The following is a 12032-nucleotide window of genomic DNA, read 5'->3' as shown; positions in this document are numbered from 1 at the left end:
GCCCGCGGCAGCACGCGAGCCCGGCGTGGGTAATCCCGAGTCAGTGCGCTTCGGCGTGGTCGGTCAGGAAGGTTTCGACCAATTGGTTGACGACATCGGGCACTTCGGCGGCGGCGAGGTGCGCGGCATTCTCGATAACCGTGAACTCCGCGCCGGGAATGCTGCGCGCCATGGTCTCCAGTTCGGGCACCGGAAAGGTGCGATCCTCGCGACCGCCGACGACCAGCGTGGGACAGGTGATCGCGGTGAAGCGGTCGCGTTGGTCCGGGCGCTCGATCACCACGGATCGGACGGCATGAGCGACCGATTTCGGATCATTGCGGCGTGCCGTGTCGAGGACCCGGCGCACGACATCGGGGCGGGTGGCTTCGGTGGTCGGCCCGAGGAAGGCGCTCACTACGGATCGAGTGAGCGGCGGACGGATGCCGCGCAGGATACCGACGAAGACCAGCAGCGCCCTGTACTGCAATTTCTGACCGCTTGGCGCCGGTGAGGCCGTGCCGTTCATCAAGATGGCGGATCGCACGCGGTCCGGATATTCGGCGGCCAAGGTGCCGCCGATCATGGCGCCCCAGGAGTTCCCGATGAAGTGGGCCCGCGAGAGTTCGAGGTGGTCGAGGATGTCGACCACACAGCCCGCGCAGTCGTCGAAGGTGAAGCCGCGGGTGAGTGGATCGGATTTTCCGTGGCCGGGCGGGTCCACCGCGATGGTCAGATAATTCTCGGCGAAGTGAGCGATCTGAGCGTCCCAGAGCCCGGCATCCATGAGCAGGCTCGGCCACATCACGAGCGGATCGCCGTGCCCGGTTGTGACGACGTGCAGGGTACCGAGCCGAGTCGGGATGTATAGATCCGTAGTGTCCATGGGTTCCTTCAGCGGAGGGCGATGAAGAGCTCGGCGGGTCTTCGAGGCGGGAAAGATCGGACACGTGCCAGTTCCGTTTCCGTCTCGATCAACCTCGCCGAGGCGCTGCATGCGAGTATATGCATTTACCGCCGTCGAAACCGGTTTCGCCTGTTGGCCTCAGGACAACCGCGACGAGTTCTCGGTCGTCACTGTCGAGCAGGTAGTCCTATTCGGTTCCATGCCCGGGCGCTGAGCATCGGTCGGATTGATTCCGACGGAAACCTGTGTGGCCTGCCTGCCGCCAGCACACCCGCGTGCAGGCCTTGATGTTGTGCAGCCCGAGAGTCGGTTCGAGGTCCCACCTTCACTCGCCGTTGGTATGGCCACCCGACTCCGGGCCGGAAGATAATCCTTCACACATGAACGCCGACATCAGCGGCGCTATCCTGCTGACCGCACCTTCGGTATCACCACCAAAATACGACTCATCTCGTATGGCTTGCCACAAGGCATGCAGCGTCGCGGTGGTAGGGAGATCGGGTTCGACACCATCTGACAGCGGCCCTTCTTTTGGGTCATAACTGAAAGAGTGTACATATATTTCGCCCGAGGGGGCGTCCCATGGGATGCCTGGAGCTTCTTCGGGCACGTTTGGGTTCTGCACAAGTCGTATATCATTACGCTTTGTATGTTGAATCGGAGAGAAATCCGGTTCCGCTACCATTGTAAGATCTCCTTGATGCGCGTCATCGAAGTGATTGTCTGCACTATCGGCCGGTTGTTACTCTCGCATATCGGTGGGCCAATTTTTGCCATCTGAATCCGAGGAAGCAAAGCGCCGTGATCATTATTGCGATATAGAAGGCGCCGTAGTTGGTTCCGAACCACCGAATGCCGGTGTCGAGCCAGTGTGTATTGAGTAGGATGAAATCGGTTCGAGCGCCCACCGTCCTGCCGAGAAGCCAAAGGGCAAGAAGGATTGTACTCAGCACGGATATTGTGGTGCATACACGAGGTGCAACCGGGCGTGTGACGATCTCCTGCTTCGGAAATACGTCCGTAGCGACTGTTTGAATAATGGATATTGCTGTCAATATCAGAGAAGCCGCTGCCGATACAACTGGCGAATTATTGACGCCAAGAGTCCAAAGAATTGTTGTCGAAGACAGTAGTAAAGTCAGCAGGATGGTAATGAATGCGCGACCGGTAAACCCTGGTGGTATCTCCCAGACGCGTAAACCTGCAAACAGTCGCACCCCCTCGTTCTCTCCGTTTCCGACGAATATGTTTGCATGAGTCGCCATGCCTGTTTCTCTGAAGACGGAAACCTGGTCGCTGACATTGTCCATGCTGGCATCACTCTTCCGGCCGATGATGTGATCCCAATGTCGTCTAACCCAATGGGGCTCCTCTGTGTGGTGGGTATGTTTATCTTTCAAAATCCGTTGTTCGTCGAAGTAGAAGCCTGGTGGCGCATCCATGCGAAGGTTGTAGTGTGGAGACAGCCGAGCGAGCGGGATATGAACACGCACGTCGTAAGGATTGGCGGCAAGCGCGCGCCGGAGTCGGCCTCTGATCGACAACTCCTCGTGGTACCGCTGGCGGTACGAATATTTCAGTCGAAGCGTCTCACCCCGTTGTGCATTGTCGATCCGGAACACGATAAAATATCGGCTCACCAATTGATCGCACAGCCGCCAGAGAGACGTACCGACGTGCATATCATACTGAACATCTTTCAACAGCTTGATGCTGCGGTCCGTCCCGTTGAAAATGTCGTTGAAGATCGCTTTGGCTTTGTCTTTGTTTACGACAGGTAGCTGCATGAGACCAGCAATGAGTTCGGTAACCTCCTTTTCCTTCTGCCTTCGGAACATATCATTCTTGACCGATGCTATAACCTGTGCAAATCGGGCAAAAATGAAATCTTGACAAAGTTTTATATGTTCCTCGTGGCTCAGTCGTACCGCCGGTCGAGTTCCCTCCTTTTCGAGCGGTAGGTAGACTTGCTTGCCCTTCTTCGGGCGCAATGGCACGAGGTAGAATGGTGCGCCGGATGGGTGCATTTCCGGTACCTTGATGCCGAACTCGACTTTGCGGACGAGTTCTACGTCCTCCGCAATCAGCTCTTCTGTAGCTTGTAGGTAGAAATTCCATGGTGATGCAAGTACTGCCAGGGCGGATTTGGCGACTTCGTCGTCTTTGTTATTTATCGCCGAACTCATCAAGGATCTGCTTCCACGGGCCAACGGGTACAGAAGGCGTTCGCACCGATGCCCAGCCGCCAGTCCGTCCCCGACTACCAGGATGGCCACGGAGCATCACCCCTCATGCCTTCAACTACCATCATCGCGGATGACCACCTCGTCGTTGCAACAACGAAGGAATAAACCTCCAGGTCCGAGGTTTACGGCATCAAGTTCCTGCAAAAGGTCGGCGTCGTACCGTGCAAACCGAAAAAACATCTGAAAGCCGATGATTTATACCACATAGTCGGTTGTGAACTCTGCGCCTACCGATGTCGATCAAGTCGGTTATGAAGATTCGTTGCCGCATGGACCTTGCGCACGCCATTCCATATCGTCCGTCCGGTTTGTTATGAGTCGTCATTCCTGGATGCGGGCAATCTGCCATGGTGTAGGCAGAGGCCTCGGCATACGTCAACTGAGGCAAATACCCGCCGTCTGCAGGCGCGACGTAGCTCGGATCAGCGGAGGGCGAGGGCCAGGAAGAAGTCGACGCGGTCTTCGAGGCGGGACAGGTCGCGGCCGGTCAGTTCCTCGATGCGTTGGATACGGTAGCGCAGGGTATTCACGTGAACGTGAAGTAGTTCAGCGCATTTGGTCCACGAGCCGGACACCTCGAGGAAGGTTTCCAAGGTGTGCACCAAGTCCGCGCGGTTTTCCTGGTCGTAGCTGCTCAACGGGTCGAGCAGGCGCAGGCGGAACATGCGCCGGACCTCGTCGGGGACGCTGGCCAGCAGGAGCATATGGGTGGCGAGTTCGTCGTGGCCGACGACCGTGGTGGGGGTGGGGCGGTCGGCCGCCAGGCGGCGGGCGTAGCGGGCTTCTTCTACCGCGCCGCGCAGACCTTCGCCGTCGACGATGCCGCTGACACCGATCGAGAGGTGAGCACCCTGAAGTCCGGGTTCCAAAGCGGTTACAGCGCGGTGGATTTCGCTGATGACGGAGCCGTCTGCGGGGATGAGGGCGATGGCTTCACCGTCGACCACACCTGCGGCAGGCCTTTTGCCGTAGAGGATTTCGCGCAGCAGGACGCGTAATTCGCCGGGGCGCAAGGCATCTGCGCCAGCCGCGACCGCGATATAGGTTTCGGCGGGACCGAGACCCGTCAGTTCCAGGCGGGAAATGATTTCGGCGGGTTTGGCATCGGAGACGATCAGTTCGATGAGTTCCTGGGCTAGGCGGCCCTCGGCGCTCTGCCGGTCGTCGAGCCGGGCGCGTTCGAGCGATACGACCGCGGCGAGCTCGCCGGTCAGGGCTCGACGTTCTTCCGGCCAGTCTTTGAAGTCGCCCTCGAAGACCAGGAACCAGTCGGCGGCGCGAGAGGTGCTGTGCTCGTCGACCGCGAACAGCGAGTAGCGCGCCTTGTCCTGGACCAGCACGTGGGGGAGACGGCGGGCGTTCAGGAATGCTGCCGTGGCCTCGACCGGTGGCAGTGCGGCGGGTCCGGCCACCACGCGTCCGGTGGATGCGACGACCCAGCAGCGCATCCCGAGATCGCGTTCGATCAGTTCGAGCACCGAGCCAAGCCCGGTACCCGAGACGAGCTGGCGATGGCGATCGAGAATGGCGGTCAGATCGGCAGCGCGCCCGGTGGACAGATTGCGGGTCAACGTCTCGGTGACCTGGGCGAATGCAACATCCTCTCGGACACGGAAGAGCGGTATCCGATGCCGTTGACAGGCCTCGACGACGTCGGGCGGAGCGCCGCCGTAGCGGGCGTCACCGGCGGCGAGTCCGGCGACTCCGGCCTGGGCCAGCGCGCGCACGAAGGTCTCGCTGTCCTCCGGCGAAAGCCGCCATTGCAGCCCGGTCAGCACCAGCTCACCGCCGGAGAGATAACGACTCGGATCGAGCATGTCGGTGGTCACTACCCAGCGCACAAAGCGGTCGAGCTCTTCCTCGCCGGTGACGAGCTCGAGACCGAGGTTCATGGTCAGAAGTGATCTAAGTCGCACGCTTGCCGAGGCTAACAGCCCAGCTCGTGCCCTCCCGGTGACGCTTTGGATATTCACACAAACGAGCCCGTGTGAACTGGCGCACACTTCGGATTTCTGGGTCCTGGCAGCGCAGATGAACGGCGGGTGTACTTACTCCCAGCACCAGAACTCACTCGATGGGAGATCGGATGTCCGGTGAGATCGGATGGCTCAACTCGCTGCCTCCGGACCAGGCCGAGGCCGAACTGCTGACCTGCTGCGCCTCACACGTCTGGGCGCAGAAGGTGGCAGCGCACCGGCCCTATGTGGACAGCACGAGCCTGCTGGCCGCCGCGGTCGCCGGGGTGCGGGAGCTGAGTTGGCCCGATATCGCGGAGGCGCTGTCCGCGCATCCGCGAATCGGTGACCGGGCGAAGGCGGGCACGCACGAGCGCGAGGCCAAGTGGTCCGCCGGTGAGCAGTCCGGCACGGCGAGCGCCGACCAGCAGACACTCGATGACATCGCCGCCGGGAACCTGGCCTACGAGCAGCGGTTCGGGCACGTCTTCCTGATCCGCGCCGCCGGTCGCTCCGCCGAGCAGATCCGCGCCGAACTGCGCAGGCGCCTGGCGAATACCGCCGAGGGCGAGCGCATCGCGACCCAACGCGAACTCGCCGATATCACCCGGCTGCGGATCCGAAAGCTGTTGGAGGACAGGTGAGTCTGTCCACCCACGTGCTCGACGCGGCATCCGGTCGCCCGGCGGCGGGGCTGCCGGTGCGGCTGGAAAAGGCCGACGGCACCGTGCTCGCCGAGCGCCGCACCGACGACGACGGGCGCGTCAAGGATCTGCCCGCGCCCGAAATCGGTGTCCACCGGCTGATTTTCGAAACCGGTGACCTCAGTCCGTTCTATCCGTCGGTGACCATCGACTTCCGCGTCACCGACCCAGCTGAGCACTATCACGTGCCACTGCTGCTCAGTCCCTATTCCTACTCGACCTACCGAGGTAGCTGAACCATGTCGATCAAGCTCGGGCCGAATAGATACGGCAAAGCGGAAAACCGGGTCGTCCGGGTGACGAAAACCGGTGGCGTCCACGAGATCCGGGATCTGAACGTCGGTGTGGCGTTATCCGGTGACATGGACGAGGTCCACCTGACCGGTGACAATGCGACGGTCCTGCCGACCGACACCCAGAAGAACACCGTGTTCGCCTTCGCCAAGGAACACGGCATCACCTCCCCGGAAGCGTTCGGTCTTTTGCTGGCACGGCATTTCGTCGATTCTCAGCCGCCGATCCACCACGCGCGGGTCTCCCTGGCGGAGTACGCCTGGGAGCGCATCGTGGTCGGCCCCGGTGACAAGCAGTATTCGTTCGTGCGCTCCGGCCAGGAGACCCGCACCTCGCGGGTGCACTACGACGGCGAAAACGCCTGGGTGGTCTCGGGTTTGACGGGCCTGGTGGTGCTCAACTCCACCGGCTCGGAATTCCACGGCTATATCAAGGACAAGTACACGACGCTGCAGGAGGCCTACGACCGCGTACTGGCCACCGAGGTCAACGCGGAATGGCGTTTCGCGAGCGAACCGGGCGACTGGGACAAGGCCTACCGCGAGGTCCGCGGTGCGCTGCTCGAGGCATTCGCCGATACCTACAGCTACTCGCTGCAGCAGAGCCTCTACGCCATGGGCGACCGAGTGATCGGCGCGGTCCCGGAGGTCTGCGAGGTCCGGCTGTCGCTGCCCAATAAGCACCACTTCGTCGTGGATCTGTCCGGCTTCGGACTGGAGAACGACAACGAGGTGTTCTTCGCCGCCGACCGTCCCTACGGCTTGATCGAGGGCACCGTACTCACCGAGGACGCTCCCGCGTCCGGACCGGCTTGGGAGTGACGATGGATTTCCTACGACCCGATACCTGGGCCGAGGCGCTCGCGCTGAAGGCCGCGAATCCGGAAGCCGAACCCATCCAGGGCGGCACCGATGTCATGGTCGAGATGAACTTCGACCACGGCCGTCCGGCGGCACTGCTCGATCTCAACCGCTGTCGCGACCTGTTCGACTACTCGACCGAGCCCGACGGCCGGATCCGGATCGGTGCGGGCGTGCCGTATGTGCGCATCATCAACCGGCTCGACCACCAGCTGCCCGGTCTGGCGCAGGCCTCGCGCACCGTCGGTTCGCCGCAGATCCGCAATCGCGGCACGGTCGGCGGCAATCTCGGTGGCGCGTCCCCGGCCGGTGACGCCCACCCCGCGCTGCTGGCGGGCAACGCGGTGATCGAGGTGGAGTCGGCCGCACGCGGCACCCGCCTGATCCCGATCGATGACTTCTACGTGTGGGTGAAGAAGAACGCCCTGGAACCCGACGAGCTGATCCGCGCTATCTGGATCGAGCCCGCCACCGGGCCGCAGTACTTCGCCAAGGTCGGCACCCGCAATGCCATGGTGATCGCGGTCTGCGCGTTCTCGATCGCATTGCACCCCGACACCCGCACGGTCGGCACCGGCATCGGATCCGCCGGACCGACGCCGCTGCGCGCGACACCGGCCGAGCAGTTCCTCGCCGATGCGCTCGACTGGGATGACCCGGCCCCATTGCCGTTCGATGTCGTGCGCGAATTCGGCGAGCTGGTCTCGGCCGCCGCCAAGCCGATCGATGACGTCCGCGGCACCGCGGAATACCGCAGACATGCCCTGACGGTGCTGGCTCGCCGCACCCTGTCCTGGGCATGGACGGACTACCTAGCAGAAAGAAGGAGGGCAGCCTGATGCGTGTGGCCTTCGACGTGAACGGCTCGCGAGAGACCGTCGACGATGTGTGGGAGGGCGAGAGCCTCCTCTATATGCTGCGTGAGCGCATGGGCCTGCCCGGCTCCAAGAACGCCTGTGAGCAAGGCGAATGTGGTTCGTGCACAGTCTATTTGGATGGCACGCCGGTGTGTTCCTGTCTCGTGGCCGCGGGCCAGGTGCAGGATCGCTCGGTGCGCACCGTCGAGGGGCTGGCCGACGGCGCGAAACTCGATCCGATGCAGGAGGCGTTCGTCGAGGCCGGTGCGGTCCAATGCGGCTTCTGCACACCGGGTCTCATCGTGCAGGCGCACGATCTCATCGAACGCGATCCCGATCCCTCCGATGTGGAGATCCGCGAGGCGCTCGCCGGAAACCTCTGCCGCTGTACGGGATACGAGAAGATCCTCGACGCGGTGCGACTGGCCGCGGCACGTAAGGCGGGCAAATGAGGAAAGCATCGCGCAGCGATTCCATGAGGGGTGGCGGTCGGGTGACGGGTGGGCGGACCGTCATCGAGAACGCCTATATCGCGCCGGTCGTCGGTGACGAGATCGCGTCCGGATATGTCGTCATCTCCGATGGCCGCATCGAAGCCCTCGGCGCCGGACCGGCACCGATCGTCCCGGGCACCGAAAAGATCAACGGCACAGGCTGTTTGGTGACACCGGGCCTGGTCAACACCCACCACCACCTCTATCAGTGGGCGAGCCAGGGCCTGTTCCAGGATTCCACCCTTTTCGAATGGCTGACCGGTCTCTACCGCACCTGGGCGCGCATGGACGCCGACGTCGTCTACGGTGCGGCCGCTGCCGGTCTGGGCTGGCTGGCGTTGACCGGCTGCACCACCAGCAGCGACCACCACTACATTTTCCCGAAGGGACGCGGCGACCTGTTCGAGGCCGAGGTGCGCGCGGCGCGCGAGATCGGCCTGCGCTTCCACCCGTGCCGCGGTTCCATGGACCGCGGACAGAAGGACGGCGGTCTGCCGCCGGACGAGGTGGTCGAGAGCCGAGACGAAATCCTCGCCCACACTGCCGAAGTCATCGACAAGTACCACGATCCGTCGTTCGATTCGATGCTGCGGGTCGCGGTCGCGCCTTGCTCGCCGTTCTCGGTGAGCGAGGGGCTGATGATCGATTCCGCGACGCTGGCGCGCGCCAAAGGTGTTCGGCTGCATACCCATCTCGCCGAAACGCTCGACGAGGAAGAGCACTGCATCGAGCAGATGGGCTGCACCCCGGTCGAATACATGGAAAAGCTCGGCTGGCTCGGCGAGGACGTCTGGTTCGCGCACGCGGTGCACCTGCACGACGCCGATATCCGGCGCTTCGCCGAAACCGGCAGCGGCTCGGCGCATTGCCCCAGCTCCAATGCCCGGCTCGGTGCGGGTATCGCCCGCGTCAGCGATCTGGTGGCCGCCGGTGCGCCGGTTGGTCTAGGCGTGGACGGCGCGGCGTCGAGTGAGCTGACCTCCATGGCAGGCGAAATGCGGCAGGCCATGCTGTTCCAGCGCGCGGTCAACGGCCCGACCGCCTTTACCGCGCGCCAGGCGCTCGAGATCGGCACCCTCGGAGGTGCCCGGAATCTCGGCCGCCACAACGAGATCGGCAGTATCGAACCAGGCAAACTCGCCGACCTCGCCATCTGGCGGGTCGACGGTTTCCGCTCGGCGATCGAGGATCCGGTCTGCTCCTTGGTTTTCGGACCGACACCACCACTGGCCCGGCTGCTCGTCGGCGGGCGCACCGTTGTGGAGAACGACGAATTGCGCACCGTCGCACAGGATGTCGTCGGCCGTGCGGGTGTCGCCGCCCGGAAACGGCTGATGCGACAGGAGGCATGATGACTGTCCCACGGACCACCCGATTCCCCGAAGAGGTTGCCGCGCCGGGTAGGGGCGGCGTCGGTGCGAGCCCGCTGCGACCTGACGGCACGTTGAAGGTCAAAGGCGAGTTCGCCTACGCCTCCGATCTATGGATGGACGGCATGCTCTGGGGCGCGACGCTGCGCAGCCCGCATCCGCGCGCGATCATCCGCGGTATCGATATCGCGCCCGCACTGGCCATGACAGGTGTGCACGCCGTACTCACCCATGAGGATGTGCCCGGCCGCAAGATGTACGGCCTCGACCACACCTGGGATCAGCCGGTCCTGGCCATCGGCGAGGTGCGCCACCACGGTGAGCCCATCGCCCTGGTCGCCGCCGACCACCCCGAGATCGCCCGGCGCGCCCTCGACGCCATCGAAATCGATTGGGAAGTACTGGAACCCATTACCGACCCGATGGCGGTGCTCTCGGCCCCGAAACGGCTCGCGGTGCAAGAACGCGGCGGTATCGCCCGGCATCAGCCGGTGCGCGTCGGCGATATCACCGTGGGCCGCGCGCTGGCTACCGTGGTGATCACCGAGGAATTCGAGGTCGGCATTCAGGACCAGGCATTCCTCGGCCCCGAATCCGGCCTGGTGATTCCGGCCGAGGACGGTGGGCTCGACTTCTATGTCGCCACTCAGTGGATGCACAATGATCTGTCTCAGATCGGGCCTTGTCTCGGCTTGGCCGATGACCAGATCCGCATGACCATGGCAGGTGTCGGCGGAGCCTTCGGCGGCCGCGAGGACCTGTCCATGCAGATCCACGCGGGAATGCTGGCCATGCGCACCGGCAAGCCCGTCAAGATGATGTACAACCGCGAGGAGTCGTTCTTCGGGCACGTGCACCGGCACCCGGCGAAGATGCTCTACGAATACGGTGCCGATGATGCCGGAAAGCTCACCTACGCAAAGGTTCTCATCGTCCTCGACGGTGGCGCGTACACCTCGGCGACGCTGAATGTCACCGGTAACGCGTCCTCGCTCGCGGTGGGGCCGTACGAGATTCCGCATATCGAGATCGACGCGTACGGCATCTACACCAATAACCCACCGTGCGGTGCGATGCGCGGATTCGGCGCGGTGCAGGCCTGTTTCGCGCACGAGTCGATGATGGACAAGGTCGCCGAGGCGCTGGATCTGGATCCGGTGCACGTGCGCCAGATCAACGCGGTGTCGCAGGGCTCCAAGCTGGCGACCGGTCAGGTGCTGCACGCGCCGACGCCGATGGCCGAAATGCTCGGGCAGCTGCGGGATATGCCGATGCCCCCGGAGCTGGACGCCTCGGATATCCGAAACCTGCCCGGCGGCGCATCGCAGACGACGCACGGCGAGGGCGTGGTGCGTGGTGTCGGCTACGGCGTCGGCATCAAGAACATCTGCTTCTCCGAGGCCTTCGACGACTACTCGACCGCTCGGGTGCGGCTGGAAGTCATCGCGGGAGAACCGGTTGCGCTGGTGCACACCGCGGCCGCCGAGGTCGGTCAGGGACTGGTGACGGTCGAGGCGCAGATCGCGCGGACCGAACTCGGCATCGAACGGGTCACCATTCACCCGGCCGACAACCAGGTCGGCGACTCGGGTTCGTCGTCCGCCTCCCGCCAGACCTATATGACCGGTGGCGCGGTGAAGGCGGCTTGTGAGGCCGTGCGCCAGCGCGTGCTCGCCCTGGCCCAGGCAAAGTTCGGTGCCATGCCGGGACTGCGTCTGGTCGGCGGCAAGGTGGTTTCGCGCACGGGGGAGGTGCTCGCGGCGATCGTCGATGTCCTGGATGAGGGGGCTATCGAAGAGACCCGCGAGTACCACCACCGGCCGACCACCGGTATGGATCCCGTTACGGGACAGGGCAATAGCCACACCCAGCTGGCTCTCTGCGTACACCGCGCGGTGGTGGACGTGGACACAGACCTCGGCCTGGTCAAGGTCGTCTCCCTGGACGCGGTCCAGGACGTGGGCAAGATCATGAACCGCCTGTCCCTGGAAGGGCAGATCCACGGCGGCTCCGTCCAGGGGCTGGGCCTGGCGGTCATGGAGGAAATCCAGGTCGAAAACGGTAAGGTGCGCAACCCGTCCTTCACCGACTACCTGATCCCGACGATTCTCGATACGCCGTCACAGCGGCTGGAGATTCTCGAAAATGCCGATCCGCACGCCCCCTACGGGCTGCGCGGCGCCGGAGAGCCGCCCACGCTCTCTTCGACACCCGCGATCGCCGCGGCGATCCGTGACGCCTGCCGATCACGGGGTGGAAACGTGCACATCAACCGAGTGCCGGTGCGACCGGAAGACATCATCCGGAGCAGTTGATCAACAGGGGCAGCCGGTTCCAGCGGACCGGAGAGACTCCACAACAGCAGT

General features: G+C 63.6%; 11 protein-coding genes. 7 read left to right on the top strand and 4 right to left on the bottom strand.

Annotation, left to right across the window (positions count from 1 at the left end; all coding sequences use genetic code 11):
- Positions 1 to 40: 40 nt before the first annotated feature.
- The 4 genes from NP3_RS04305 to NP3_RS04295 form a co-directional block, all read right to left on the bottom strand.
- Positions 41 to 784, bottom strand: a complete 744-nt coding sequence (locus NP3_RS04305; RefSeq protein WP_063038225.1) for an alpha/beta fold hydrolase — start codon at positions 782 to 784, stop codon at positions 41 to 43.
- A gap of 427 nt (positions 785 to 1211) precedes the next feature.
- On the bottom strand, positions 1212 to 1571 hold the full coding sequence (locus NP3_RS47610; RefSeq protein ID WP_157124079.1) for a hypothetical protein: 360 nt from the start codon (positions 1569 to 1571) through the stop codon (positions 1212 to 1214).
- A gap of 43 nt (positions 1572 to 1614) precedes the next feature.
- Positions 1615 to 3072 carry a hypothetical protein gene (locus NP3_RS04300; protein WP_157124077.1) on the bottom strand — a complete coding sequence of 486 codons (1458 nt, stop codon included), beginning with the start codon at positions 3070 to 3072 and terminating at the stop codon, positions 1615 to 1617.
- A 482-nt stretch (positions 3073 to 3554) separates the two neighbouring features.
- Positions 3555 to 5024 carry a PucR family transcriptional regulator gene (locus NP3_RS04295; RefSeq protein WP_218024802.1) on the bottom strand — a complete coding sequence of 490 codons (1470 nt, stop codon included), beginning with the start codon at positions 5022 to 5024 and terminating at the stop codon, positions 3555 to 3557.
- 194 nt (positions 5025 to 5218) lie between these two features.
- On the opposite strand from NP3_RS04295, the gene uraD reads away from it, so the two are divergent.
- Genes uraD through NP3_RS04260 form a run of 7 tightly spaced genes read left to right on the top strand, consistent with a single transcriptional unit; the run spans position 5219 to position 11981 of the window.
- On the top strand, positions 5219 to 5731 hold the full coding sequence (gene uraD / locus NP3_RS04290) for a 2-oxo-4-hydroxy-4-carboxy-5-ureidoimidazoline decarboxylase (protein WP_063037953.1): 513 nt from the start codon (positions 5219 to 5221) through the stop codon (positions 5729 to 5731).
- Positions 5728 to 6027, top strand: a complete 300-nt coding sequence (gene uraH / locus NP3_RS04285) for a hydroxyisourate hydrolase (protein ID WP_063037951.1) — start codon at positions 5728 to 5730, stop codon at positions 6025 to 6027. The genes uraD and uraH overlap by 4 nt, the downstream gene beginning before the upstream one ends.
- A gap of 3 nt (positions 6028 to 6030) precedes the next feature.
- Positions 6031 to 6906 (top strand): factor-independent urate hydroxylase, encoded by an 876-nt coding sequence (gene pucL, locus NP3_RS04280; protein ID WP_063037949.1) that lies wholly within the window; start codon positions 6031 to 6033, stop codon positions 6904 to 6906.
- Between the two features lie 2 nt (positions 6907 to 6908).
- Positions 6909 to 7784, top strand: coding sequence for an FAD binding domain-containing protein (locus NP3_RS04275; RefSeq protein WP_063037947.1), 876 nt, complete (start codon positions 6909 to 6911; stop codon positions 7782 to 7784).
- A complete protein-coding gene (locus NP3_RS04270; RefSeq protein ID WP_063037945.1) occupies positions 7784 to 8254 on the top strand; it encodes a (2Fe-2S)-binding protein in 471 nt (156 codons plus the stop codon). Before NP3_RS04275 ends, NP3_RS04270 begins: the two co-directional genes overlap by 1 nt.
- A gap of 23 nt (positions 8255 to 8277) precedes the next feature.
- Positions 8278 to 9648, top strand: a complete 1371-nt coding sequence (locus tag NP3_RS04265; RefSeq protein WP_063037943.1) for an 8-oxoguanine deaminase — start codon at positions 8278 to 8280, stop codon at positions 9646 to 9648.
- On the top strand, positions 9648 to 11981 hold the full coding sequence (locus NP3_RS04260) for a xanthine dehydrogenase family protein molybdopterin-binding subunit (protein ID WP_174566168.1): 2334 nt from the start codon (positions 9648 to 9650) through the stop codon (positions 11979 to 11981). The genes NP3_RS04265 and NP3_RS04260 overlap by 1 nt, the downstream gene beginning before the upstream one ends.
- Positions 11982 to 12032: the final 51 nt, after the last annotated feature.

This window comes from Nocardia pseudovaccinii NBRC 100343 (genome assembly GCF_001613225.1).
Taxonomy (GTDB): Bacteria; Actinomycetota; Actinomycetes; order Mycobacteriales; family Mycobacteriaceae; genus Nocardia; species Nocardia pseudovaccinii.
This window is presented reverse-complemented; position numbering and strand designations above follow the sequence as displayed.